Genomic DNA, 25,514 nt, shown 5'->3' on the forward strand with positions numbered 1-25,514 from the left:
CTGAGCGGGCAAAACGGACATGATCATGGCTCGGTTTGGACTAAAACTGGGACTTGGCAAGGCGGCCTCCGCGAACGCTCGCGGTTACTCGGTCTGGAGCATCTGGAGCGGGGATTGCTCCTTGGAGAGGGGGATCTGGTAGCGCTGGGTCAGGAATCCCGCGATCGAGTGGAACAGCGGTGCTGCGGAACTGGATTCGCGAGCACCGGACGGGGCGTCGAGCATCAGCCCGACCACGAAGCGCGGGTTGTCGGCCGGGACCATGCCGGCGAACGTGATCCAGTACTTGGACTGGCTGTAGCAGCGGCAGTCCGGATCGATCTGCTGCGCCGTACCGGTCTTGCCCGACACCTGATACCCCGGCAGCGACGCCGCCGAACCAGTGCCGTCGTTCGAGCTACCAGGACCGTTCTGCACCACCGAGCGGAGCATGTCCTTCACGGTGCGCGCGGTCTGCGGACTCACCACGCGCACCGGCTCCGGCCGCGGACGCTCGGCCCGCGTGCCGTCCGGGCGCACCTCCGACTCGATGATCCGCGGTGGAACGCGCAGACCGTCGTTGGCGATCGCCTGGTACATGCCCGCCATCTGCAGCACCGTCATCGAAAGGCCTTGCCCGATAGGCAGGTTCGCGAACGTCGAACCGGACCAGTTCTCGCGCGCCGGGAGGCTGCCCGCGCTCTCCCCGGGAAGGCCGATGCCGGTCAGCTTGCCGAGGCCGAACAGCCTGGCCATGTCGTACCAGCGCTGCTCGCCGAGCTGCTGGGCCACCATCAACGTGCCCACGTTGGAGGACTTGCCGAGCACACCGGTGAAGCTCAGCCCGATGGTGCCGTGCTCCCACGCGTCCCCGACCGTGCGGTCGGCGACCTCGATGCTGCCCGGAACCTGCAGCACCGTCTCGGGTTTGACCACGTTCTGCTCGATGGCCCCGGCCGCGGTGATCACCTTGTTCACCGAGCCCGGCTCGAAGGGCGTGGTGACGGCCGGGTTGCCGAGGTTGCCGGTCCACGGGCCGCGCGGGTCGAAGGTCTTGTCGTTGGCCAGCGCGTAGACCTCACCGGTCTTGGCGTCGAGCACCACCGCGCTCGCCGACTTGGCTCCCGCGCGCACCGCGTAGTCGGAGACCTCCCGCTGCACCATGTACTGCAGGTCGGAGTCCAGCGTCAGCTGCACGTCCGAACCCGGTGTGGCCGGTTCGAGCTCCCGCTCGGTGCCCGGGATGACCAGGTTCGAGCCCATCGCGGTGTCGGAGACCTTGGTGCCGTTGCGACCGCCGAGGACCTTGTTCATCGCCAGTTCCAGGCCGATCTGGCCGCGGACCTTGCGCTCGTCCATCCGCCAGTTCGCGGCTCCTATGACGTTGGCCGCCAGGTTGCCCGCCGGGTACTCGCGAGTGGCGCGGTACTCGGCACCGATGTGCGGGTAGGTCTCGGTGATCAGGTTGGCCTGGCTGGGGTCGATCTCCGGGCCGAAGTAGGTGAACGCGGCGTCCTTGAACAGCGCGTCCAGCACTTCCTTCTCGGTGATCTGACCCGGCAGCGCCTTGGCGATGAACCGCGCGATCTCCTGCTTGTGCTGGACCGCGGTCGGCTTGCTCGGGTCCTTCGCGTGCTGCTCGTCGAAGGCCTGGGTGAGCTGGCGCGGGTTGGCGTAGAGCTGACGCGCCTCGCTGGAGAACGCGAGCACGTTGGAGTTGCGGTCCACGATGGACCCGCGTTCGGCGGGGATCGCGTCCTTGGTGATCCGCTGCTTCTCGGCCTGGCTGGCCAGCGCACCGGCGTCGACGCCCTGCACCTGGACCAGCTTGGCGCCGGTGACCAGCAACGCGATCACCAAGAGCAACCGCCCGACCAACAGCCGCCGATTGCTTCCGGCGACGTTGGTGCGGGCGGTGCGACCTCGAGCTTGGGGCCTGCGCGGCATCAGCGCCCCAACGCCTGCGCTTGTGCCTGGTCGTGCTGCGGCGGGGTCTGCGGGGCCGTCGGCGGCACCGGCTGTCCGGGCGCGACCGCCTGACCCGGAACGACGGGCGGTGCAAGCGGCGCGGGCGGAGGCGGCGGCGCGGTGGCCTTCTCGGGCTCACCCACGACCACGACCGATCCGTCGGGCTGCGGCACCAGGTGCGCCGGGGCCGGAGCCCTGACCATGCCCAGGTCCTGCTCGGCGCGACGCTGGATCTCGGGCGTCGAACCCATCGTGCTGACGTCGCGCTGCAGCTGCTCCTTGCGCTCGTTGAGCGCGTTGACCCCGGCTTCACCCTGCTGCAGCCGGTAGCTGCCGCTGACCGCCGAGATCGACAGCCACAGCGTGGCGGCCAGACCGGTGGCCAGCACGACCATCACCACCACGACCAGCGGCAGCCGGGCGAGCGTCGACACGCGCTCGTGCACCAGCTGCTTGGCGCGCGGCATGGCCTCGACCGAACGCCGGTCGTCGACGCCCTGCCGGACCTGGCGCGGGCGCCGGGCGGTCTGCTCGCGGCGCTCCTCACGACGCGCGTAGGCCCGCTCGGCGGCGGCCGAGCGGGTGCGGCGCTTGTCGGACTTCTTGGGTGGCGGCTTCAGCCCGGACGGCTGAGGTGCCGTGCGGGTCTTCTCGACGGTCTCGGCCTGGGCGTTGTCGGTCCGCGAAGCCGCGTTGGCACGTGCAGGTGCAGTCATGTCGCCTCCTCGCCGTTGCCCCCGCGGATCCGCTCGGCGGCGCGCAGCCGCACCGAAGCCGCCCTGGGGTTCGTTTCTCTCTCGTCCTCATCGGCCTGCTCGGAACCCCGTGTGAGGAGCCGGAACTCCGGCCCGTGCCCGGGGAGTTCGACCGGCAGGTCGACCGGGGTGCGGGACTTCACGCGGTCGGCGAGCTCCCGCTTGGTGATCTTGTCCTCCAGCGAGTGGTAGGACATGACCGCGATCCGGCCGCCCACGGCCAGCGACTCCAGGGCGGCGGGCAGCGCGCGCTCGAGCACGTCGAGCTCCGCGTTGACCTCGATGCGCAGCGCCTGGAAGGTGCGCTTGGCCGGGTGGCCGCCGGTGCGCCTGCTGGCGGCCGGGACCGCGTTGTAGAGCAGTTCCACCAGCCGGGCGCTGTTGCTGAAGGGCTCCTTGGCTCGCTCGCGCAGGACCGCCGAGGCGATCTTGCCCGCGAACTTCTCCTCGCCGTAGACCCGCAGCACCCTCGCCAGGTCCTCGTGCGCGTAGGTGTTGAGGACGTCGGCCGCGGTGCGCGGCGCGCCCGGGTCCATCCGCATGTCCAGCGGAGCGTCCTGCGAGTAGGCGAAACCGCGGTCGGCCTCGTCCAGCTGCAGCGAGGACACGCCCAGGTCGAACAGCGCGGCATCCACTTCGGACAGACCGAGCTCGTCGAGCACCCGGTCCCACTCGTCGTAGACCGCGTGCACCAGGTGGATCCGGTCGGCGTGGGGCGCCAAGCGCTCGCCCGCCAACCGCAGCGCGTCCGGGTCGCGGTCGAGCCCGACCAGCGTCAGCCCCGGGTGCGCGGCCAGCATCGCCTCGGAGTGCCCGCCCATGCCCAGCGTCGCGTCTACGACGACCGCGCCGTCCTTCGACAGCGCGGGTTCGAGCAGTTCCAACGTTCGTTCCAGCAGAACCGGCACGTGCCTGTCGCGGGCGGAACCGCCCGTCTCATGCGCCTCGTCGGCCACTGCGGTCCCTCCCTCCCGCATGCCGTTGTTGCCTCATAACCACCGGTCGGCGCGCACCTGGCAGTGCGCACCGACCGTCGCAGCGTGTTCCCCCTCGTGGGCCGGATCCCGTCAGGTCCCCGCCCGCCCGTCGCTTCCTGGTACCGGGGAAGATGCACCAGGAGGCGAAAGCCGAGCGGACCGAGGCCTCACGAAACCCGACCGTCGCGCCTAGAACACGCCGGGCAGCACCTCCTCGCGCGCCTGCGCGTAGCCCTCCTCGTGATCGTCGAGGTAGCTCTGCCACCGGTCCGCCTGCCAGATCTCCAGGCGGGTGATCGCGCCGATGACCACGCATTCCTTGTTCAGGTCGGCGTAGCGCCGCAGCTCCGGAGCGATGGAGATCCGTCCCTGACCGTCGGGGCGCTGCTCGTCGGTTCCGGCGAACAGGTATCGCTGGTAGGCGCGAACCGCCTCGTTGGTGAACGGAGCCTCGGCGACCTTGCGCGCCATCTGCTCGAACTCGTCGCGCGGGAAGACGTAGAGGCAGTGGTCCTGACCTTTGGTGACCATCAAACCCCCCGCCAGTGCGTCCCGGAACTTCGCCGGCAGCGTCAAGCGCCCCTTGTCGTCGAGCTTGGGGTGATGGGTGCCGAGAAACATCCCGGTCCACCTCCCCCGGCCCGGATGGCCTTGGCCGACGACTGCTCACCGCGCCGAACCGACGCGGAGTCAACTGCCGACGACGGCAGCAGGACCCCCTTTTGCCCCACCGCGCCCCACACTACCCCACTTCGCTCCACCGTCAACACGAAACGCCCCCTTCACCCCAGCGGGTAAGCGGACGTTTCCGCAGGTAGTGGGCTGTGGGGGCGAAGTGGGGGGAAACGGGGGCGCCGCGTCGCCCCCACCCCACCACGCACCACCACCGGTCCACCAGCCACGATGAGCGGGCGCGTGGCGAAAACCGCCGGTCAGCACGCGTGTAGATCAACTGCGCGGGCGGGCGGTTATGCTCAGTCCGTTCGGTGTCCGGCAGCATCCGGGCTCCGGTGGTGGGGTGAAGTGGGGGCAGCGCGGCTCCCTCCCCCGCCGGCCCGGTCCGGGTGTCCCTCCCGGCACCCCCGGTCTGCGGGCCAGACATGGCCGGGAGGGCGAGATCCAGGAGGTGGCGTGACGCCGAAAACCCAGCTGACCGGTGCCGCCGGGCCGGCGACCGACGGGGTCGCTCCGTCCGCCGGTATCGACCGCGTGCACGGGACGATCCAGCGCATCGCCGCCAACGTCGAGCAGGTCCTCGTCGGCAAACCAGAGGTGGTCCGCATCGCCCTGGTGACCATGCTGGCCGAGGGGCACTTGCTGGTGGAGGACGTGCCCGGGGTGGGCAAGACCTCGCTCGCCAAGGCGCTCGCGCGCTCCATCGACTGCACGGTCAGCCGCATCCAGTTCACCCCGGACCTGCTGCCCAGCGACATCACCGGCGTGTCCATCTACAACCGGCAGACGGAGAGCTTCGAGTTCCGGCCGGGCCCGGTGTTCGCCAACATCGTGGTGGGCGACGAGATCAACCGCGCCTCTCCGAAGACCCAGTCCTCGCTGCTGGAGTGCATGGAGGAGCAGCAGGTCACCGTCGACGGCGACACCTACGCGCTCAGCTCGCCGTTCATGGTCATCGCGACGCAGAACCCGGTCGAGATGGAGGGCACCTACGCCCTGCCGGAGGCCCAGCGCGACCGCTTCACCGCGCGGGTCTCGATCGGCTACCCGGACGCCAAGGCCGAGCTGGCGATGGTCGACGAGCACTCCGGCAACGACCCGCTGAGCCAGCTTCGACCGGTCGCCGACGGAGCCGAGGTCCAGGAGCTGCTGCACGTCGTCTCGCAGGTCCACACCTCCACCGACATCCGCCGCTACGCCATCGCGCTGGTCACCGCGACCCGCGACCTCGCCGAGCTGCGTCTGGGCGCCTCCCCGCGCTCGACGCTGCAGCTGCTGCGCGCCGCCAGGGCGCAGGCCGCGCTCGCCGGCCGCGACTTCGTGGTGCCCGACGACCTGCAGGCCGTGGCCGTCCCGGTCCTCGCGCACCGGCTGGTGCTCACCAGCGAGGCCCGCGCCGCCCGCCGCTTTGCGACGGACCTGGTGCGGCACCTGCTGGAACGCATCCCGGTGCCGCGCGGCGACACCCACGACGAACGAGGCTGACGTGCTGTCCGGGCTGACCGTCCGCGGTCGCTGCCTGCTGGCAGCGGGCGTGGCGGCAGCGATCTGCGCACTCGTCCTCGACGAGCGGGACCTGCTGCGGGTCTCGGCCTTCGTGATCGCCTTGCCGCTGCTGTCGCTGATGCTGTCCGGCAAGGTCAGGTTCGGGGTGGCGGCCCGGCGGGTGATCGACCCGCCGCGTACCCCGGTCGGTTCGCGGGCGGAGGTCCAGCTGCACATCAGCGGCGGCGGCGCGCTGCCCGCCGACGGGCTGGTGCTGGAGGACGGCACCCCGCACGCGCTCGGCGGCAGGCCGCGCTTCCGGTTGCCGATCGTGCCGCGCCGCGGGCAGCTGCTGATCTACGCGGTGACCCCGGCCCTGCGCGGGATCCACCACATCGGACCGCTGCGCACCTGGGTCGGAGACCCGTTCGGGCTGGCCCAGTTCGAGCGCGAGCTGGGCGGGCGCTCCCGGCTCGTGGCCACGCCGCAGGTCGTCGAGCTCGCCGGTCTCCCGGCCGGCTCAGGCCTCGGCACCGGCGAGGACGGCACCGCGCGGCTGCGCGCGGGGCACGGCGAGGACGACGCGATGGTCCGGCAGTACCGGCAGGGCGACGACATCCGCCGGGTGCACTGGAAGTCCACCGCGCGGCGCGACGAGCTGATGGTGCGCGTGGAGGAACGACCCTGGCACGGCGGCGTCACGGTGCTGCTGGACCGGCGCCTGGCCGCGCACCGGGGCAACGGCGCGGGCAACAGCGTCGAGTGGGCGATCTCCGCCGTCGCCAGCATCTGCCTGCACCTGTCCCGGCAGGGGCAGCAGGTCAGGCTGGTCACCGAGGACGGGCATTCGCTGACCCGCGACATCGGCGGCAGCGACGGCGGCCGGGACGAGGCGCTGCTGGACTCGCTGGCCGCCGTCCGCCCCTCCCAGCAGCGCGACTTGCAGTGCAGCCGCGACCCCGGCAACGGCCACGAGCTCATCGCGGTCCTCGGCGAGACGACCACCGCCACGGTCGCCGAGCTGACCAAGCTCCGCCCGCAGGAGACCCGCAGCATCGCGGTGCTGCTCGCGGTCCGCTCGTGGAACGGCGAGGTCGGCGGCACCGAGGTCGACGACGCCGCCGGCAGGCTGCGCGCGGCAGGCTGGGCGGTCGTGGTGGTCGACGGCCCCAGGACGCCGATCTCCGACGTGTGGCGGGACCTGTGCGCGCAGACCAGGTCGGCCGAGAACGCAGGAATGATGCGGTGAGCACCGACGACAACGGTTCCCTCGACACCTCGCTGGTCGCCGCCGGGGCGGGCGCGCTGGCCGTCCTGTGCGCGTCGGCGTCCTTCGCCGGCGTGCTCGGCGACCTCCGGTGGCTGCTCCCCGCCCTGATCACGGTCGTGGTCGTGGTGAGCGCCGGGGTGCTGGGCCGACGGCTGAACTGGCCCCACGTGGGCACGGTCGCCGCCCAGCTGGCCGTGCTGCTGGTGACGTTGACGGTGCTGTTCGCCGGGTCCAGCGCCGTCCTCGGGGTGCTGCCGGGGCCGGCCGCGTTCGCCGAGCTGAGCCGGTTGCTGGGCGGTACGCGGGAGCTGATCCGCACGGGCGTGCCCCCGGTCGCGGCAGAACCGCCGCTGCAGGCGCTGGTGACCCTCGGGCTGGGCGTCGTGGCGCTGCTGGTCGACCTGATCGCGGTGGGCCTGGGCACCCCGGCGGTCACCGGGCTGGTGCTGCTGTGCGTGTTCGCGATCCCGGCGTCGCTGTCGGAACGGATGCTGCCGTGGTGGTCCTTCGCGCTGGGCGGCGCCGGTTACGCGCTGCTGCTCGCCTCGGGCGGACATCACCGCAGGTGGCGGCGCTACGAGGAACCCGACCGGGTCGCGCGCACGCTGTTCGGCCGGACCACCGCGGTCGTCGCGGGCACCGCCGGGGTCATCGCCGTGCTGGCGGGCACCGTGTTCACCGGCGTGGGCACGGAGGGCAGGTTGCCGGGCTCGGTGCCCGAGGAGTTCGGCGGTACCGACGGCATCGGCCTGCAGCCGTTCACCTCGCTGCGCGGCCAGCTCAACCGCGACCAGGTGGTCGAGCTGTTCCGGGTGCGGGGCCTGCAGCAGGACAACTACCTGCGCGCGCTGACGCTGCGCAAGTTCGACCCGCGCTCCGGGTGGCAGCTCGACGGCCTGACGCAGGGCGTCGACGCGACGGCCCCGCTGCCGCTGCCGGAGGGCACCAGCATCGGGCGCGGCAGGCCGGAGCGGATCGACGTCCAGCCGATCGGCTACCGCGACCCGTGGCTTCCGGTCTTCGGCACCCCGGTCGGCGTCTCGGGCATGGGCAAGAACTGGCGCTACGACCCGGCCGCCGGGATCGTGTTCACGCAGACGAACCAGGAGACCCGCCCGTACTCGCAGCAGGTCATCGTCCCCGACCCGTCTCCGGACGAGCTGCGCGCGGCGCGCGGGCCGATGCCGATCGACCCCGCCTACGTCGACGCCTCCGGGATCTCTCCCGAGGTCACCGAGCTCGCGAAGCGGCTGACCGCGAACGCGCCCACCGAGTTCGACAAGGCGGTGGCGCTCAACCGCTACTTCACCGACCCCTCCAACGGGTTCCGGTACGACCTGACCACCGCTCCGTCCACCGGTCAGGACGCCCTGAGCGACTTCCTGTTCCGGGGCAAGCGCGGCTTCTGCGAGCAGTACGCCTCGTCGATGGCGGTGCTGCTGCGCTCGGTGGGCATCCCGTCGCGGGTGGCGGTCGGGTTCACCGCCGGATACCAGGACGGCAGCGAGCAGGTCATCACCACCGAGGACGCGCACGCGTGGGTGGAGGCGTACTTCCCCGGCTGGGGCTGGCAGACGTTCGACCCGACTCCGCTGAGCGACGGCCGGACCGCGCTGCCCCAGTTCCTCGACACCGCGCTCCACCCGCCGCAGGCCGCCGCACCGCTGCCCGGCCAGCCGTTGCCGCCGCCCGAGCCGGGGGCACCGGTTCCGCCCGCGTCCGGTGCGCAGCCCGACCAGCCCGACGCGCGCGACGTGCCCGAGCAGCGGCGCGAACCCGCGGACCGGGGCTGGTCGGTGACGATCCTGGTGCTCCTCGTGCTGCTCCTCTGCGCGGGCGCGGCGACGCCCTTGGCGGTCCGCGAGATCCGCCGCGGGCAGCGGCTGCAGGCGATCACCGAAGGCCGGGCGGGTTCGGCGAGCACGGCGTGGCAGGAGGTGCTGGACGAGTTCCGGGACCGCGGTTACCAGCCTCGCGACACCGACACGGCCCGGCAGCTCGCCGACCGGCTGGTCAAGGACCACGATCTCGACCCGGCCGGCGCCGACGCGCTGAAGCAGCTGGTCACGGCTGTCGAACGGGAGTGGTACGCGCCGACGTCCGGGACGCGCAGCGGTCTCTCGGACACGATGAAGGCGATCACCGCGAGCCTCCAGCAGAACGCGCCGCTGGACCTGCGCTCCCGGCTGTTCCCCCGCTCGGCACTGCCCCCGTGGCGCACTCCGTGAGCTGACCGGGGCCGCTGAGGCCCGTCCCGGCATCGTGCCGCGGTCACCACCGGGCAGTTTTGGTCCGAACTGTCCGGGCAGAACAGACTTCGATCATGGACGGTTCGGACCAAAACTGCCCGCGGTCTCGCTCAGCGCGAAGACGGGGGCTCCCGCGGGGGTTCCCGTCCCTCGTTCGTGCGAGCAGAAGACGATCGCCGCCGGGTCGTGGAAGACCAGGCGGCGATCGCGTTTCAGCGTCCTACTGCTCGAAGCGCTTGCGGAAGCGCTCCTCCATGCGTTGGGCGAGCGAGCCTCGTGCGGAGGCGTTGCCCGAGCCGCGCTTCGGTTTCTCGCCGCCGCCGTTGTCCGCCGCCTCGGCGTCTTCGCCGCCACCGCGCAACGCGAACAGAACGATCATTGCTCCGCCGAACATCACGAGGAAGCCGACCACGCTCAACACCGGGATCTCCGCCGGACGCAGGGCGGGAATCACCGCGCCGACGACCAGCAGTGCAAGGCCCAGCACGAACACGGCGATGCCCTGCAAACGCCGACGTCGGGATGGGCGTTGTAGCCGTCCTCCGCGCACGGTGGAGGCGAACTTGGGGTCCTCGGCGTAGAGCGCGCGCTCGATCTGCTCGAGCTGTCGCTGCTCGTGCTCGGAGAGTGGCATGACTCCTCCTCCGGCACAGGTTCTCGGTGGCGCCGGGCTTGCCGACCGGCGAACGCTTGGGGGCGTCACCTTTGAGGATACGGTTCCGGCGACGCGACGACTACCCGGTCCGGCCTCCGGAAACTGCGACGTTGCGGACAACGTCGGATCCCGGATGTGATCGTCTTCGCCGACGACGTCAACGACCAGCGGTAATCAGCCGAGGCACCGAGGGTAGTCGCAGTAGGTGATCATTTTGTCACCCCTACGGCCGATCGCCGAAATTTCCGAAACAGCTCGGTTCGCCCGGCTCTCAGCCGGACTTGCGGGCGATCGCGTGCAACCGGGTGGCGATGTCGCGCAGCGGCGACCGGGTTGCGGCCACCTGCTCCAGCTCCGCGACGGCGTCGGCGGTGCGCGGGTTGTCGTCGGTCACCGAGCCCGGCACGAGGTCGCTGAGCGCCCCCTGCCCCTGGATGAGCTCGACGGTGAACCCGCCGGCGTTGAGGACCCGCTCCAGACCGCCGGTGTCGAACCGGCGCTGCAAGGTCTCGGACCCGGCGTCCAGCACGCCGTCGGCGTCGTCGAGCAGCCGCAGCGCCTCACCCACCCGACCGGCCAGAGCCCGGGCGAGGACCGCCGCGTAGCGATTGGCCACCAGGACCGACACCGCTCCGCCGGGAGCCGTGGAGGCGGCCAGCGCGGCGATGGCGACGTCGACGTCGTCGACGACCTCCAGCAGGCCGTGCGCCAGGACGAGGTCCGCACCACCGTCCGGGCTCAGCGCGGCCAGCGCCTCGGTGTCGCCCTGCAACGGGGTGACGCGGTCGGCGACCCCGGCGTCCTCGGCGCGGCGCTGCAGGGTGGCCAGCGCGTTGGGGCTGGGATCGATGACGGTGACCGCGCAGCCCGCCTCGGCGAGGGGCACCGCCCACACTCCGCTGCCGCCGCCGACGTCGAGCACGCGCGGTCGGCGGCCGAGCCGCTGCGCCGCATCGGCGATCTCGGTTTCCAGCACCTGGTGGACGGCGTCCGATCTCATGGCCAAGAGCGTAATGCCGGGTTGGGCGCTGTTCGCAGCGGCGTGCCGCGGAAATGCCCGCGGGCAAAAGACGGCCAGCACTGCTCATGCTCGTCCCGGTTCCGTAGGCTACGAGCGTGCAGACGGTTGCGGTGCTGAGTCTCAAGGGTGGCGTGGGCAAGACGACCGTGGTGCTCGGGCTCGCCTCAGCGGCCATGCGGCGCGGAGTTCGAACGCTGGTGGTCGATCTCGACCCGCAGTGCAACGCCACTGCCGCTCTCGAACCGGAGAAGACCGCGAAGGGCCTCACCGACGTGCTGGCCGATCCGAGCCCGGAGGTGCTGCGCGCCGCTGTGACGAGCAGCTCCTGGGGCGACGAGGTCGACGTGCTGGTCGGCTCCGAGGACGCGGAGGACCTCAACGGCCACCGATCCGACGACGGGCACCTGTCGCGGCTGCAGGACGCGCTGTCCGAATTGGACGATCTGATCGCCGAGGGCGAGCTCCCCTACCAGCTGGTGCTGCTGGACTGCCCGCCGTCGCTGGGCCGGCTGACGCGATCGGCGCTGGTGGCGGCCGACCGCGCGCTGCTGGTGACCGAGCCGACGATCTTCGCGGTTTCCGGCGTGCAGCGCGCCTTCGAAGCCGTCCAGGCCGAACGCACCAACAACCCGGACCTGCAGCCGCTGGGCGTGGTGGTCAACCGGGTGCGGCCGAGGTCGCACGAGCACCAGTACCGCATCGACGAGCTCCGCGACATCTTCGGCCCGCTGGTGATGCCGGTCGCCCTGCCGGACCGGCTCGCGGTCCAGCAGGCCCAGGGCGCGTGCATGCCGATCCACCAGTGGGGAACGCCGGGCGCCCGCGAGGTGTCGCTGGCGTTCAACCTGATCCTCGCCCGCACCCTGCGCTCCGCCCGGACCCGCCGCCCCGAGCCCGAGCCCGAGCCCGAGCCCGAGGACGAGGACTTCGTCGAGGAAGTCGAGTGACCCGGTGCCCGAGGGCGACACGGTCTTCCTCGCCTGCCATCGGCTGAACGACGCGCTGGCCGGGCGGGAGCTGATCCGCGGTGAGATCCGCCACCCCCGACTATCCACTGTGGAGCTCGCCGGCCGGGTGGTGCGCGAGGTCGCCCCGGCGGGCAAGCACCTGCTGATCCGCTTCGAGGACGAGCGCACGCTGCACAACCACCTGCGGATGGACGGGGCGTGGCACCTGTACCCGCCGGGCGGCCGGTGGCGGCGACCCGGGCATCAGGCCCGCGCGATCCTCGCGACGACCGATCAGGTCGCGGTCGGCTTCGCGCTGCACGACCTGCGGTGGCTGCCCACCGCGCGGGAACCGGAGCTGATCGGGCACCTCGGCCCCGACCTGCTGTCCCCGGACTGGGGCCCGGAGCAGGAAGCCGAGGCGCTGCGCAGGCTCGCGGCCGAGCCCGACCGCGAGCTCGGGCAAGCCCTGATGGACCAGCGGATCGTGGCCGGCATCGGCAACCTCTACGCGACGGAGATCTGCTTCCTGCTCGGCCGCTCCCCCTCGACCCCGGTGTCAGAGGTCGACGCGGGCGAGGCGGTCCGGCTCGCGCACGACCTGCTGCTCCGCAACGCCTGGCGGCCGGAGCAGATCACCACCAAGAGCCTCCGCCGCGGCGACCAGCACTGGGTGTACGGCAGGAGGACCTGCCTGCGCTGCGGAACCCCGGTCCAGCGCGGCAGGCTGGGAACACCGCCGGACGACCGGGTCAGCTACCGCTGCCCGCGCTGCCAGCCCTGAGCACCCGGAGGCCTCGGACCTCACCCTCGGACAGTTTTGGTCCGAATTGACCGGACATACTGGACATTGATCATGGACGGTTCGGACCAAAACCGCCCGAGGCCGCCCCTCACGCGACGTCGCGGACGTCCGCCAGGTTCCGCAGCAGCGGGTAGACGATGACGATCCCGATCGAGCCCCAGACCAAGCCCGTGATCCGGAGGTCGCCCACGCTGAGCGTCAGGTCTCCGACGCCCGCGATGACGGCCGTGCCGAGCACGGCGAGGTTGACCGGGTCGGCGAAGTCGACGCGGGCGTCGAGCCAGATCCGGACCCCGACCAGCGCGAGCATCCCGAACAGCACCAGCGTGGCACCGCCGAGCACGCCCATCGGAACCGTGGTGATCAGCGCGGAGAGCTTCGGCGAGAACGACAGCACGACGGCCGCCACGGCAGCCACCAGACAGGATGCCGTGGAGTAGACGCGAGTCGCCGCCATGACGCCGATGTTGGCGGCGTAGCTGCTGACCGCCGAACCGCCCGCCGAGCCGGACAGCATCGTGGCGAGCCCGCCGCCGATGAGCGCATCGCCGACGTAGGGGTCGAGGTCGCGCCCGGACACGGCGGCGACCGCCTTGAGGTGCGCGACGTGCTCGGCGACCAGCACTATCGCCAGCGGCAGCACGAACGGGACCACCGAGACGTGCACCTGCGGCGTGATCAGCTGCGGGAACCCGATCCACGGCGCCTCGGCCAGCTCGGTGACCCGCTCGGGCACGAGCTGGCCCATCAGGGCCGCGTACACCCAGCCGACCAGGACACCGATCAGCACCGCCGCGCGGCCCGCCATCCCCCTGCTGATCACCGTCAGCAGGACGACGGTCCCCAGGGTCAGGGCGGCGGGGACCCGCTGCTGGTCGAAGGACGCGACGGACTGCGGGGCGAGGCTCAGGCCGATCATGAGCACGATCGCGCCGGTGACCACCGGCGGCATCGCGGTCTCCAGCAACCGCACGCCCAGCGCCTTGACGGCCACGCCGAAGGCCAGCACCACGAGACCGACCACCATGATCCCGCCCAGCAGCGCGGCCGGGCCCGCGCCGACCTCGCTGACCGCGGCGCTCATCGGGACCACGAAGGCCACCGACGAGCCGAGGTAGCTGGGCACCCGGTTGCGGGTGACCACGAGGAACAGCAGGGTGCCGACGCCGGACAGCAGCAGGGTGGTGGCGACCGGGAAACCGGTCAGCAGCGGGACCAGCGTGGTGGTGCCGAACATCGCGAACAGGTGCTGCACGCCGAAACCGATGGTGAGCGGCCAGCTCAGCCGTTCCTCGGAAGTGACGACGGAATCGCGCGGCAGGCGTCGACCGTTGCCGTGCACGGCCCACAACGCCACATTCGCCTCCCCGAGCCACCCGTTCGGGCGGAAAAACTGTCACGGCATGTGATGACTGGGGAAAGATTACTATTCGGCATCGCGCAATCAAGTCACCCGGCCCGTCGATAGTAAAAATATTGACTACCGCTAGTGATCTCGTTGCAGCGTGTGGTGAAAATCAGTGCTGAGCGGACCCGTCCGCTTCGCCGAAGACCTCGCGCATCCCGACGGCGAGACCGGCCAACCGGTCCGTGGCGTCCTGCAGCAGGTGCCGCTGCTCGCCCGCACCACTGGCGGCGACCGCGCGCCCGGCGGCCGCGACCACACCGCCGTAGCTCGACACGCCCTCGTCCAGCTCGGCCCGCAGCCGGTCGACGTCGGCCTTGAGCTCGCTCTGCTCGGCCGGGGGCGCGTAGCGCATCGCCGACTCCACGGCGACCAGGCGCTGACCGCCCCGGCGCAGCTCCGCGGCGGCGGCGTCCGCCGTCGCGCGCGCCTCGGCTGCCGACGCACCCGCGCCGGCCGAGGTGAGCTCGGCCAGCGCGGCGTCGAGCGTCTGCTCCGCTTCCCGCAGCCGCTGCATGGGCGGCCGCGCCACCGAACCGGGTGCGGGAAGCAGCTCGGAGGTGCTGGGCTCCGGCAGCGGCGTGTTCTTGAGCTTCCGGTACTTCAGCCCGGCGCTCACCGCGCCCACGCCGCCGGCCACGGCGACGCCACCCAGGCCGACCGCGGCGGTCTCCCCGGCCCACTGCCAGAAGAAGACCGAATCCACGATCGGCGTCATCCACGAGGTGACGGCACCGAGCCCGAAAACACCGGCCGTGGTGGCGCTGGTGCCAGCGACCCGCTTGGCGGCCTTCCGGCGCCGGACCAACCGAGCGCGCGGATCACGCCAGTCGGCCCACTTGCGGCGCACCTCGGTCGCGACGGGCCCGCGCAGCGTGTCCAGGGCCACTTCGCCCCACTGCGCGAGCTCGCGTTTCCGGGACATGGTGCCTCCGCCTCGACTCAGGCCTGGTCCGCCTGCGGCTTCTCCTGCTTCTGGGTCTCCGCAGGGGTCTGCTCGCCGCTGGAGAGCTGCTGCTGCGAGCCGCCGCTAACCTGCTTCTGGTCGCTGCCGCCCATGGAGGCGCGGAGCTGCGCGAGGCGGTTGGAGCCGGCCGCGTCGATGGACGCCTGCTCGACCTCCATCATCCGGCCCTGCACGCTGTTCTGCGCCAGCTCGGCCTCGCCCAGGGCGGTGGTGTAGCGGCTCTCGATCTTGTCCCGGACCTCGTCCAGCGAAGGCGTGTTGCCCGGCGCGGCGACCTCGGTCATCGACTTCATCGACGCCGAGACCTGCTCCTGCATCTTGGCCTGCTCCAGCTGGCTGAGCAGCTTGGTGCGCTCGGCGATCTTCTGCTGCAGGACCTGGGCGTTGCGCTCGACGGCCTGCTTGGCCTGCTCGGCCTGGCCCAGCGACTGGTCGTGCAGCGTCTTGAGGTCCTCGACGCCCTGCTCCGCGCTGACCAGCTGGCTGGCCAGCTGCGTCGCGGTCTCCTCGTACTTCGCGGCCTTGGTCTCGTCTCCTTCGGCGCGGGCCTGGTCGGCCATGACCAGCGCCTGCTTGGCCGAGGACTGCAGCTTCTCGACCTCGCCGAGCTGCCGGTTCAGCTTCATCTCCAGCTGGCGCTGGTTGCCGATCACCGAAGCGGCCTGCTGGGAGAGGGCCTGGTGCTGACGCTGCGCCTCTTCGATGGCCTGCTGGATCTGCACCTTCGGGTCAGCGTGCTCGTCGACCTTCGACGAGAAGGACGCCATCAGGTACTTCCAGGCCTTCACGAACGGGTTGGCCATCTCCTCCGCCTGCCTTCTTTCCGCTTGCCTGCCACGTGGCACTGCGAGCCGTCTGCCCCCAGCCGATCTCTACGCCGGTACAACGCACCAAGAGCCTCGGCTGGTTCCATCGTGTCAGGTAGTTGTGTCCGCTTCCACCAAACACGGCAGATCTCCGGGTATTTCCCGGAGCACTGGCCATTGATCGAACCAGTCCCGCCCTCACGGCGCCCCTCCGGGGGGCATAACGGACATCGAACCGTGATCAACGCGAACACCAACGCCCCGCGCACCAGGAGGCACGCGGGGCGGTTGGAGGTGTCGTCTAGTCGTTCAGGCGGCCACTACCTGCTTGCGGACCGGAGCGCTGATGCGCTGGCTCAGCACCGGCTGCAGCCCCGCGCGGGACGAGCCGTCGTCGGCGAACTGCTCGTCGGAGAGCTCGGCACCGAGAAGGCTCGGCACCAGCTGACCGTCGATGTCGGCCGTGGCGGGCTGCTCGACGACGGATGGCACGACCATCGTCCCGTCGAGGTCACCGGCAACGGTCACCAGCAGCTCAGGCAGCGGCAGGTCCAAGGCGTCACAGATCGAGGACAGCAGCTCGCTGGACGCCTCCTTGCGGCCCCGTTCGACCTCGGACAGGTATCCGAGGCTCACCCGGGCAGCGCGCGAAACGTCCCGCAAGGTCCGAGACTGTGCGGTCCGGGCGCGGCGCAGCCGTTCACCGACCGCCTCCCGCAACAATACGGTCATCGCGCGCCTCCCTTCCTTCGTCGCCTTCCGCGTGCACTACGCGTGAACGCCCCCTACGTTACTCATCGATGGGCCGGAACGAGAACGATCGAGCGGAAGTCCGCCCAGGGCGAACGGTCCATGATCGATCGGACTAGTGCTCGATGGGCCATGTTTACGCAGCGCACAGAGCACGCGGACACATCACGGCCCTCTCCCACATTTTTCAACGCAGCAGCGCGGCGAAGTGTTCCAGAGCCACCCGAACAGCCGCCGCGCGGATCGCGTGACGATCACCTCCGAACACCTCGGTCCGCACCTGCGCACCTCGCGGACCGGAGAAGCCCAGGTGAACGGTGCCGGGAGCGACCCCGTCCTGCGGGTCCGGCCCCGCCACGCCGGTGAGCCCGATGCCCCAGTCGGCCTCGCAGCGGCGCGACGCGCCGACGGCGAGTTGGGCCGCCACGTCCGGGTGCACCGCGCCGTGCTCGGCCAGCAGCTCCGGATCGACCCCGGCGAGCCGCTCCTTGAGGTCGGTGGCGTAGACGACGACTCCGCCGCGCACCACCGCGCTGGACCCCGGCACCTCGGTGAGCGCGGCCGCGACCAGGCCCGCGGTGAGCGATTCGGCGGTGGCGACCGTCTCACGCCGCTCCCGCAGAGTCGCGATCAGCCCCGCTACCTGCGGGTACGCCAGGTCCAGAGGTTCGAGGATCACGCGTCGGCCTTCGCACCGCCCGCGGCCCGGAGCCGGAGCGCGCGGACCACGTAGTCCAGACCGGTCACGACCGTGGCGATCAGCGCCGCGCCGAGCACGATCCAGCGCGGGATGTCGGCCCAGGAGCCCAGCGGCATCAGGTAGAGACCGATAGCGATGGCCTGCAGAAGCGTCTTGATCTTGCCGCCGTGGCTGGCCGCGATGACGCCGTGGCGGATCACCCAGAACCGCAGCAAGGTCACGCCCAGCTCGCGAGCGATGATCACCCAGGTCGCCCACCAGGGCAGATCTCCCAGCAGGCTCAGCCCGACCAGCGCAGCGCCGGTGAGCGCCTTGTCGGCGATCGGGTCGGCGATCTTGCCGAAGTCGGTGACCAGACCGCGCTTGCGAGCCACCTCGCCGTCGATGCGGTCGGTGATGGAGGCCAGGGCGAACACGCCGGTCGCGATCCAGCGCCACAGCGTGTCGTGCCCGCCGTCCCAGAACAGCGCGACCAGGAACACCGGCACCATGACCAGCCGGGACATGGTCAGCACGTTGGCGATGTTGAGGACGGGCGGCGGGGACGCCTGGCCTTCGGCCGTCATGGCTGCTCCCCTGGCTTCTCCAGCGGGCGCACCACGAGGTCCACGCCGTCGCTGTCGATGACCTCGCAGCGCACCACGTCGCCCACCGCGAACTCGCCGGCTCCGTCGATCAGGCACTCGCCGTCGACCTCGGGGCCCTGGTGGTCGGCGCGGCCCACGACGTCGTCCTCGTCGAAGCGCTCCACCAAGACGGTGACCTCGGTGCCGATGCGGTCCTCGGCGCGCTGCGCGATCAGCTCGTCGGCGAGGGCGGTCAGCTGCTCGACGCGCTTGGCCACCACGTCGGGGTCGAGCTTGTCGTCGAAGCCGGCGGCCTCGGTGCCGTCCTCGTCGGAGTAGCCGAACACGCCGACGGCGTCCAGCCGGGCCGCGGTCAGGAACTCCTGCAGCTCGGCGAAGTCCTCCTCGGTCTCACCGGGGAAGCCGACGATGAAGTTGCTGCGGATCCCGGCCTCCGGCGCCAGCGCCCGGATCTGCTCGATGAGCTGCAGGAACGACCCCGTGGAGCCGAACCGGCGCATCCGGCGCAGCACGGTCTCGCTGGAGTGCTGGAAGGACAGGTCGAAGTAGGTCGCCACACCCGGAGTCGTGGCGATGGTGCGCACCAGGCCGGGACGCGTCTCGGCAGGCTGCAGGTAGGACACCCGCACCCGCTCGACGCCGTCGAGCTCGGCCAGCCGCGGCAGCAGCACCTCCAGCGCGCGCTGGTCGGAGAGGTCCTTGCCGTAGGAGGTGGAGTTCTCGCTGACCAGGAACAGCTCCTTCGCCCCGTTCTTGGCCAGCCAGGCGCCCTCGCCGAGGACCTCCTCCGGCTGGCGGGACAGGAAGGAACCGCGGAAGGACGGGATCGCGCAGAACGTGCAGCGGCGGTCGCAGCCGGAGGCGAGCTTGAGGGCGGCGACCGGCGAGTCGTCGAGCCTGCGGCGCGAGATCTCGCGCGCGGCGGGCACCCAGCCGTGACCGGGCACGGCCACGTCGGCGGCCGCGGCCGGCCGCGAGACCGGGCTGATCGGCAGCATCGTGCGCCGGTCCTGCGGCTGGTGGGACTCGACCGCGCGACCGGCGAGCACGTCGTCGAGCCGGTCGGCGAGGTTGTCGTAGTGGTCGAATCCCAGGACGGCGTCGGCCTCGGGCATCTGCTCGGCGAGCTCGGAGCCGTAGCGCTCGGCCATGCAGCCGACGGCGACGACCTTCGCACCGGTGTCGGAGGCGGCCAGCAGCGTGTCCACCGAGTCCTTCTTGGCGGACTCGACGAAGCCGCAGGTGTTGACCACGACGACCTCGGCCTCGTCGGCGTCGACGAGGTCCCAGCCCCTGCCGTGGAGGTTGCCCGCCAGCTCTTCGGAGTCGACCTCGTTGCGGGCGCAACCGAGCGTGACCATGGCGACTCGGTGGTGTTGCTGCTCGGTTGACATGGGTCGAGCCTAACGTCCCTGCTGTCGACGCTCCGCAACGAGCCTGGCACCGCGGATTGACTCCGAGTGGTGGCCGAGATTACGGCCGTCCGGACGACCATCGTCCCGTTGTGATGGTTAGGCTTACCTAACGTGAATGCCATCGAGGTGCGCCCGGCCCGCGTCCGCGACGCGCGAGCGATCAAGTCGTTGATCGACCACTACGCGGGCAAGGTGGTCCTCGGCAAGGAGCTCGTCGCCCTCTACGAGGACATCCAGGAGTTCCAGGTGGCCGAGGACGACGGCCGGATCGTCGGCTGCGGCGCGCTGCACGTGCTGTGGGAGGACCTCGCCGAGATCCGCACCGTGGCCGTCGACCCGATGGAGAAGGGGCGCGGCGTCGGGCATCTCGTGGTGGACCGGCTGATCGAGCACGCGGCCGACCTGGGCCTGTCCCGGATCTTCGTGCTGACCTTCGAGACGGAGTTCTTCGGCCGCCACGGCTTCCGCCCGATCGCCGACACGCCGGTCCCGCCGGAGATCTACGACGAGATCCGCCACTCGCCGGACGAAGGCGTCGCCCAGTTCCTGGATCTCGCGCACGTCAAGCCGAACACCTTGGGCAACACCCGGATGCTGCTGCAGCTGGCCTAATGGTCACGCGCCGCGCGAGGGGCGCGGCGTTACGATGAGGCGCATGAATGGTTATGCGCCGTCGGAGATAGTGATTCGACGGGCTCGGATCGCCGACGTCCCGACGATCAAGGCGCTGGTCGACACCTACGCGGGCGAAGTTCTCCTGGAGAAGGAGCTCGTCACGCTCTACGAGGACATCCAGGAGTTCTGGGTGGCCCACGAGGGCGGCCGCGTCGTGGGCTGCGGCGCGCTGCACGTGCTGTGGGAGGACCTCGCCGAGATCCGCACGGTGGCGATCGATCCGGTGGTCAAGGGCCGCGGCATCGGGCACCGGATCGTGCAGCGGCTCATCGGGCTGGCCACCGAACTGGGCCTGACGCGGGTCTTCGTGCTGACCTTCGAGACGGAGTTCTTCGGGCGGCACGGCTTTCGCACCATCGACGGCGCCCCGGTCAGCCCCGAGGTCTTCGAGGAGATGCGACGCTCGGTCGACGCGGGCGTGGCGGAGTTCCTGGACCTGGCCAACGTCAAGCCCAACACCCTGGGCAACACCCGGATGCTGCTGGAACTACCTTCCTGACCAGCGCCTTTCAGCATCTCGCCGCCACCGGCGAACCCACGCCGCCGCGCGAGGCACCAGGCGTTCATCCCCCGTTGGCGTTCGCAAGTGCGCAACTTCCCCACCAACCCCTCTGGGACCGGTTATAAACACCGGTGATCATTCGTTCCACCCAGAGGAGACCACCTTGGAACGCAATAGTCGCCGTGGCCTGATCACCACCGTGGCCGCCGCCGGAGCCCTGCTGCTGACCGGCGGAACCGCGATCGCCGCCGATCTCACGCCCGAAGAGCTGCGGAAGACCACCGACAGCTACCTCTTCGAGTACTCGCTCGACGAGTTCACCCAGACCCGCTCCGAGCAGCCCCACGCCGGCCAGCTCGACTGGTCCTCCGACGGCTGCTCGTACTCCCCCGACGCGCCGTTCGGCTACGAGTTCCTGGAGAGCTGCGACCGGCACGACTTCGGCTACCGCAACTACAAGCTCCAGGACCGGTTCACCGACGACAACCGGCTGCAGATCGACGACAACTTCCACGACGACATGTACTCCGTGTGCGATGGGGAAGGCGCGTGCGAGGCGACCGCCGACCTCTACTACGAGGCCGTCCGCAAGTTCGGCGGTTCGGCGTCGTCGATCGCCGAGGCCGTCGATATGGCCCAGCTCCCCGAGAAGGCCAAGGCCCAGGGCTGACCAGCGAGATTCGAATTTCGCGCGACGTTCGAGAAGCCCTCACCCGGCGGGAGGACCGCCTCGCCGGGTGAGGGCCGTTCTCTCGCCACCGCGTCAGCGGCCGGGCCGGGCGTCCATCGGACGGGGCGCGGACTTCGCCGCCGCGGCGGCGTCGTCACCGATCGGACCCACGGCGTAGAAGGCCTCGCAGGGGCCGCCGATGTAGTGCTCGAAGTCCGTGGTCACGTGGATCATGGACTTGCCGTCGGCGGTCGGCAGCAGGCTCGGGCTGAAGTTCCGGCAGACGCTGCCCTGGTTGTAGCTGATCTGCACCGGGGACGGGACCTCCTTCCACGGCCCGTCGAGGTCATCTGGGTCGTCGTTGACCATGACGGTCTTGCCGTTGCCCGGCGCCCAACCGCCGTTGTCGCCGCCGAGCATCTGGTAGGCCAGCAGCAGCCGCCCGTTGGGATTCGGACCGGGTGCCAGCGCGATGGTCGGGGTTCCGAGGGGCTGGCCACCGGTGTCCGAGACGATCTCCGTGCCTAGGTCGTAGGGGTCGCCCCAGTCCCAGCCGTCGGAGGATTTGCGGATCCAGATCGTGCAGGTGTGCACCGGGTCGTAATTGCAGACCTCGTAGGACATCACGTAAGTGCCGTCGGGCAGTTTTCGAACTCCCGACATTCCTGGGCGCACGCTGAACTCGTCGTTCTTCAGCATCTCCTTCGCATCGGTCCAATTCCGACCGTCCGAAGAACGCACCTGCATCAGTTTCTGATCGTGCTTCGCGTCACCGTCATCGGAATAGAACCCGACGAGGTCGCCCTCCTCGGAAACGGTGAACTCCGGCTCCCACACGCCGGGCCCGACCGGGGCCTGCACCATGTCGGAGAGGTGGCTCCAGGTCTTGCCGTGATCATCGCTGCGCCACACGCGGATGCTGGCCTGGCGCTCCTCCTCGTCGGCGCCGATACCTGCGGTCCCGGCCCACAGCAGCGTCCCGGCCGGCATGTCACCGACCTGCTGCGGCAGCTCGTAGAGCGTGGAGCAGCACATCCCCTTGGTGTTCTCACCTGCGGGATCGCGGATCTCGGCGAGCGGCTGGAACGTCTTGCCGTCGTCCCGGCTCTCGGAGATCGCCGCGAACCCGGCGTTGTCCCGGTAGGTCGTCATGCTGGAGAGCACGCGGCCGTTGGCGTCGCCCGAGTGCTCCAGGCGCACGAGCCTCGGATAGCTGGACCCGCCGACGCGCAGCAGCTCGCCCTCGTCCACGTCCTGGGTCCCGACACCCCCGGGTTCGGGAGCAGGGGCGGGGGCGGATAACGCCAGTTGCTGGAATCCGGCGGCCACCAATGCGACCGAGAACAGCACGACCAGCAAAGCGCGAACTTTTCGAACGACCATGCTCAATACCCTTCACACCGCAGGCGGTCCAACCGTCAGCGGCGGAGAGGCTATCGCAGAAAAGTTCTGAATCGAGCCCTGTGAAAATGCCGTTCAGAGCAATCGAGCGGGCGCAAACGGAGCAGTGGAAACAATGCGAAACAAATGGAGATGAACAACCGTGAAAAGCGAGGAAAACGAAAGGGGCCCGCGGCTTGTCCTCAGCCGCGGGCCCCTGCTCACTCGTCCTCGTCCGGTGAGGGCCCGCCGCGGATCGAGTAGAGCGCGTTCTCCAGCTCCTCGGGCTTGACCAGCACGTCGCGCGCCTTGGACCCCTCCGAGGGGCCGACGACGCCGCGCGATTCGAGCAGGTCCATCAGCCGGCCGGCCTTGGCGAACCCGACCCGCAGCTTGCGCTGCAGCATCGAGGTCGAACCGAACTGGCTGGTCACCACGAGCTCGGTGGCCTGCAGCAGGACGTCGAGGTCGTCCCCGATGTCGGAGTCGATCTCCTTCTTGTCCCCGGACTTGGTGGCCGCGGTGACCCCGTCCGTGTAGTCCGGTTCCGCCTGGTCCTTGGTGTAGGCGACGATGCGGTGGATCTCGTCGTCCGCGACGAACGAGCCCTGCACGCGCGCCGGGCGCGACGCACCCATCGGCAGGTAGAGCGCGTCACCCATGCCGATCAGCTTCTCGGCGCCGGGCTGGTCGAGGATGACCCGCGAGTCGGTCAGCGACGACGTGGCGAACGCCAGCCGCGACGGCACGTTGGTCTTGATCAGACCGGTGACCACGTCGACCGACGGCCGCTGCGTGGCCAGCACCAGGTGGATCCCGGCGGCGCGGGCCTTCTGGGTGATCCGCACGATCGCGTCCTCGACGTCGCGCGGCGCGGTCATCATCAGGTCGGCGAGCTCGTCGACGATCGCCAGGATGTACGGATAGGGCTTGTACTCGCGCTCGCTGCCCAGCGGCGCGGTGATCTCACCGGAGCGCACCTTGGCGTTGAAGTCGTCGATGTGCCGGACCCGGTTGGCCTGCATGTCCTGGTAGCGCTGCTCCATCTCCTCCACCAGCCAGGCCAGCGCGGCGGCGGCCTTCTTCGGCTGGGTGATGATGGGCGTGATCAGGTGCGGGATGCCCTCGTAGGGGGTGAGCTCCACCATCTTCGGGTCGATCAGGATCATCCTGACCTCCTGCGGGGTGGCCCGCGCCAGCAACGACACCAGCATCGAGTTGACGAAGCTCGACTTGCCGGAACCGGTCGAACCCGCGCACAGCAGGTGCGGCATCTTCGAGAGGTTCGCGGTGACCATGTGGCCTTCGATGTCCTTGCCCAGCCCCATGACCAGCGGGTGCGAGTCCTTCGCGGCCTCGGAGGAGCGCAGCACGTCGCCGAGCCGGACCATCTCGCGGTCGCTGTTGGGGACCTCGATGCCGACCGCGGACTTGCCCGGGATGGGCGCCAGCAGCCGCACGTTGTCGGTGGCGGCGGCGTAGGCGATGTTCTTGGTCAGCGCGGTGATCTTCTCGACCTTCACGCCCGGCCCGAGCTCGACCTCGTAGCGCGTGACGGTCGGCCCCCGGGTGAACCCGGTGACCTGCGCGTCGATGTTGAACTGCTCCAGGACCGCGGTGATGGCCTCGATCATCGAGTCGTTGGCCTTGCTGCGGCTCTTCGGCGGTTCACCGTCGGTGAGCACGTCCAGCGGCGGCAGCTGGTAGTCGCCTTCGACGTCTCGGCTGATCTGCGGCTTGTCGCTCTTCTTCGGCGGCTTCTCGGGCTTCTCCGGCTTGGCCGCGGGGACCTCGGCGGCCTTGGGCTTGGCCGGCTTGGCCGGTTCTTCCGGCACGTCGTCGAGCGAGAGCTGCTCGTCCTCGGCGGAAGCGGAGGACGTCGCCTGCCTGCGCCGGGACGGGCGGCGCAGCTTGACCGAGGACGGGTCGCCTTCGAGCTCGGCCTTGCTGGGCGCTGGCTCGAAACCGTCCTCGTCGTCGTAGTGCTCGCCGCGCATCCGGGCGAGCACGTCGCGCACCGAGGACCCGGTGAGCACGAGCAGCCCGAACAGGCCGGCGAGGATGAGCACCGGGACGGCCACGTAGCCGGTCAGCCCGTAGGCGAGCGCGCCACCGGCGACGAATCCGAGCGCACCTCCCGCCGTGGGCCATGCTTCGGACTCCAGCGGGGAACCCGACAGGACGTGGATGGTTCCCAGCGTCGCGAACATCAGCAGCACCGAACCGATGACCACGCGCGGCCGCGCTTCGGGGCTCGTCTCGGTGCGCATCAGGATGACCGCGGTGACCAGCAGCACGAGTGGCAGCGCGATCGCGCCGATGCCGATGACCGAGCGCAGCGCCCAGTCGAACCAGTGGCCGACCGGCCCGCCCGCCTTCCACCAGACCCCGGCGGCCACGACCACGGCCAGCGCGAGGTAGATCAGCGCGACTCCGTCGCGGCGGTGAGCGGGGTCGAGGTCGCGGGTCCTGCCGACCGCGCGGACCACACCGCCGAGTCCGCCGCCCTGGTTCCTGCTGCTCTTGGCGGGGCTGCGCTTCGCGGGCGCCCTGCGGGGCGCGTGCGTCGAGGAGGGGCGAGGCTTGCTCTGCCCCTTGGAAGCCCCGGCCTTGGACCCGGTGCTCTTCGACCCGGCCTTCGACCCAGTGCTCTTGGACGTGGTGCTGGAGCTGCCACGCTTGGCGGCGGTGCCGCTACGCTGCGTCGCCGCTTTGCCGCGCGACGAGCCCCGCCCCCCGTTAGTTGTCCGGCTCGCCATGCCCCACACGGTATCGGCACCCGCCTCTCCCGTCACAACAACCACAGGGGTTCGCGCCCTCTCGGCGCCCAGGCCATGAGATCCTTGCCCATCATGGTTGCCCTGCCGAGCG

The 25,514-nt window shown here is 70.5% G+C and carries 23 protein-coding genes; 8 read left to right on the plus strand and 15 right to left on the minus strand.

What is annotated here, in order from left to right:
• Window positions 1-84 precede the first annotated feature (84 nt).
• From ACYVF3_RS15015 to mraZ, 4 genes are all read right to left on the minus strand, one after another.
• Window positions 85-1,926, minus strand: coding sequence for a peptidoglycan D,D-transpeptidase FtsI family protein (locus tag ACYVF3_RS15015; protein WP_461154833.1), 1,842 nt, complete (start codon window positions 1,924-1,926; stop codon window positions 85-87).
• On the minus strand, window positions 1,926-2,663 hold the full coding sequence (locus tag ACYVF3_RS15020) for a hypothetical protein (RefSeq protein ID WP_461154834.1): 738 nt from the start codon (window positions 2,661-2,663) through the stop codon (window positions 1,926-1,928). Before ACYVF3_RS15020 ends, ACYVF3_RS15015 begins: the two co-directional genes overlap by 1 nt.
• Complete coding sequence (gene rsmH / locus ACYVF3_RS15025) at window positions 2,660-3,679, minus strand: 16S rRNA (cytosine(1402)-N(4))-methyltransferase RsmH (RefSeq protein ID WP_461154835.1); 1,020 nt, start codon at window positions 3,677-3,679, stop codon at window positions 2,660-2,662. Before rsmH ends, ACYVF3_RS15020 begins: the two co-directional genes overlap by 4 nt.
• A 189-nt stretch (window positions 3,680-3,868) precedes the next feature.
• Window positions 3,869-4,300, minus strand: a complete 432-nt coding sequence (gene mraZ, locus ACYVF3_RS15030; protein WP_461154836.1) for a division/cell wall cluster transcriptional repressor MraZ — start codon at window positions 4,298-4,300, stop codon at window positions 3,869-3,871.
• A gap of 510 nt (window positions 4,301-4,810) precedes the next feature.
• Between mraZ and ACYVF3_RS15035 the strand changes: the two genes are divergently transcribed.
• From ACYVF3_RS15035 to ACYVF3_RS15045, 3 genes are read left to right on the plus strand one after another with little or no spacing between them, the layout of a single operon-like run.
• Window positions 4,811-5,839 (plus strand): AAA family ATPase, encoded by a 1,029-nt coding sequence (locus tag ACYVF3_RS15035; RefSeq protein ID WP_461154837.1) that lies wholly within the window; start codon window positions 4,811-4,813, stop codon window positions 5,837-5,839.
• A 1-nt stretch (window position 5,840) separates the two neighbouring features.
• Window positions 5,841-7,088: a DUF58 domain-containing protein gene (locus tag ACYVF3_RS15040; protein ID WP_461154838.1), complete on the plus strand. Its 1,248-nt coding sequence runs from the start codon at window positions 5,841-5,843 to the stop codon at window positions 7,086-7,088.
• Entirely contained in the window at window positions 7,085-9,337 is a 2,253-nt protein-coding gene (locus tag ACYVF3_RS15045) for a transglutaminase TgpA family protein (protein ID WP_461154839.1), read from the plus strand. Before ACYVF3_RS15040 ends, ACYVF3_RS15045 begins: the two co-directional genes overlap by 4 nt.
• 241 nt (window positions 9,338-9,578) lie before the next feature.
• On the opposite strand, the gene ACYVF3_RS15050 is transcribed toward ACYVF3_RS15045, so the two are convergent.
• Both ACYVF3_RS15050 and ACYVF3_RS15055 read right to left on the minus strand, forming a co-directional pair.
• Window positions 9,579-9,992, minus strand: a complete 414-nt coding sequence (locus ACYVF3_RS15050) for a DUF3040 domain-containing protein (protein ID WP_461154840.1) — start codon at window positions 9,990-9,992, stop codon at window positions 9,579-9,581.
• Between the two features lie 292 nt (window positions 9,993-10,284).
• Complete coding sequence (locus tag ACYVF3_RS15055) at window positions 10,285-11,013, minus strand: class I SAM-dependent methyltransferase (protein ID WP_461154841.1); 729 nt, start codon at window positions 11,011-11,013, stop codon at window positions 10,285-10,287.
• 116 nt (window positions 11,014-11,129) lie between these two features.
• Between ACYVF3_RS15055 and ACYVF3_RS15060 the strand changes: the two genes are divergently transcribed.
• Both ACYVF3_RS15060 and ACYVF3_RS15065 read left to right on the plus strand, forming a co-directional pair.
• Window positions 11,130-11,981: a ParA family protein gene (locus tag ACYVF3_RS15060; protein ID WP_461154842.1), complete on the plus strand. Its 852-nt coding sequence runs from the start codon at window positions 11,130-11,132 to the stop codon at window positions 11,979-11,981.
• A gap of 4 nt (window positions 11,982-11,985) precedes the next feature.
• Window positions 11,986-12,765: an Fpg/Nei family DNA glycosylase gene (locus tag ACYVF3_RS15065; protein WP_461154843.1), complete on the plus strand. Its 780-nt coding sequence runs from the start codon at window positions 11,986-11,988 to the stop codon at window positions 12,763-12,765.
• A 109-nt stretch (window positions 12,766-12,874) separates the two neighbouring features.
• Here ACYVF3_RS15065 and ACYVF3_RS15070 read toward each other — a convergent pair whose 3' ends face one another.
• The 7 genes from ACYVF3_RS15070 to rimO all read right to left on the minus strand — a co-directional run bounded on the left by ACYVF3_RS15070 (window position 12,875) and on the right by rimO (window position 19,395).
• Complete coding sequence (locus ACYVF3_RS15070; protein WP_461154844.1) at window positions 12,875-14,143, minus strand: uracil-xanthine permease family protein; 1,269 nt, start codon at window positions 14,141-14,143, stop codon at window positions 12,875-12,877.
• Between the two features lie 160 nt (window positions 14,144-14,303).
• On the minus strand, window positions 14,304-15,116 hold the full coding sequence (pspM, locus tag ACYVF3_RS15075; protein WP_461154845.1) for a phage shock envelope stress response protein PspM: 813 nt from the start codon (window positions 15,114-15,116) through the stop codon (window positions 14,304-14,306).
• A 17-nt stretch (window positions 15,117-15,133) separates the two neighbouring features.
• Window positions 15,134-15,961, minus strand: a complete 828-nt coding sequence (locus ACYVF3_RS15080; protein ID WP_461154846.1) for a PspA/IM30 family protein — start codon at window positions 15,959-15,961, stop codon at window positions 15,134-15,136.
• Between the two features lie 312 nt (window positions 15,962-16,273).
• A complete protein-coding gene (locus ACYVF3_RS15085; RefSeq protein WP_461154847.1) occupies window positions 16,274-16,696 on the minus strand; it encodes a helix-turn-helix domain-containing protein in 423 nt (140 codons plus the stop codon).
• A 205-nt stretch (window positions 16,697-16,901) separates the two neighbouring features.
• Window positions 16,902-17,393 carry a CinA family protein gene (locus tag ACYVF3_RS15090; RefSeq protein ID WP_461154848.1) on the minus strand — a complete coding sequence of 164 codons (492 nt, stop codon included), beginning with the start codon at window positions 17,391-17,393 and terminating at the stop codon, window positions 16,902-16,904.
• Complete coding sequence (gene pgsA / locus ACYVF3_RS15095) at window positions 17,390-17,980, minus strand: CDP-diacylglycerol--glycerol-3-phosphate 3-phosphatidyltransferase (protein WP_461154849.1); 591 nt, start codon at window positions 17,978-17,980, stop codon at window positions 17,390-17,392. Before pgsA ends, ACYVF3_RS15090 begins: the two co-directional genes overlap by 4 nt.
• A complete protein-coding gene (gene rimO / locus ACYVF3_RS15100) occupies window positions 17,977-19,395 on the minus strand; it encodes a 30S ribosomal protein S12 methylthiotransferase RimO (RefSeq protein ID WP_461154850.1) in 1,419 nt (472 codons plus the stop codon). The genes pgsA and rimO overlap by 4 nt, the downstream gene beginning before the upstream one ends.
• A gap of 132 nt (window positions 19,396-19,527) precedes the next feature.
• Between rimO and ACYVF3_RS15105 the strand changes: the two genes are divergently transcribed.
• The 3 genes from ACYVF3_RS15105 (at window position 19,528) to ACYVF3_RS15115 (ending at window position 21,263) form a co-directional block, all read left to right on the plus strand.
• The gene (locus ACYVF3_RS15105; RefSeq protein ID WP_461154851.1) at window positions 19,528-20,028 is read left to right on the plus strand and encodes an amino-acid N-acetyltransferase; all 501 of its coding nucleotides are present in this window, start codon (window positions 19,528-19,530) and stop codon (window positions 20,026-20,028) included.
• A gap of 43 nt (window positions 20,029-20,071) precedes the next feature.
• On the plus strand, window positions 20,072-20,590 hold the full coding sequence (locus tag ACYVF3_RS15110) for an amino-acid N-acetyltransferase (protein ID WP_461154852.1): 519 nt from the start codon (window positions 20,072-20,074) through the stop codon (window positions 20,588-20,590).
• Window positions 20,591-20,756: 166 nt separating this feature from the next.
• A complete protein-coding gene (locus ACYVF3_RS15115) occupies window positions 20,757-21,263 on the plus strand; it encodes a phospholipase (RefSeq protein WP_461154853.1) in 507 nt (168 codons plus the stop codon).
• A 93-nt stretch (window positions 21,264-21,356) separates the two neighbouring features.
• Here ACYVF3_RS15115 and ACYVF3_RS15120 read toward each other — a convergent pair whose 3' ends face one another.
• Both ACYVF3_RS15120 and ACYVF3_RS15125 read right to left on the minus strand, forming a co-directional pair.
• Window positions 21,357-22,646, minus strand: a complete 1,290-nt coding sequence (locus tag ACYVF3_RS15120) for a sialidase family protein (protein WP_461154854.1) — start codon at window positions 22,644-22,646, stop codon at window positions 21,357-21,359.
• A 218-nt stretch (window positions 22,647-22,864) separates the two neighbouring features.
• Window positions 22,865-25,402 carry an FtsK/SpoIIIE family DNA translocase gene (locus tag ACYVF3_RS15125; protein ID WP_461154855.1) on the minus strand — a complete coding sequence of 846 codons (2,538 nt, stop codon included), beginning with the start codon at window positions 25,400-25,402 and terminating at the stop codon, window positions 22,865-22,867.
• Between the last annotated feature and the right edge of the window lie 112 nt (window positions 25,403-25,514).

The sequence above is a fragment of the Saccharopolyspora tripterygii genome (assembly GCF_054778355.1).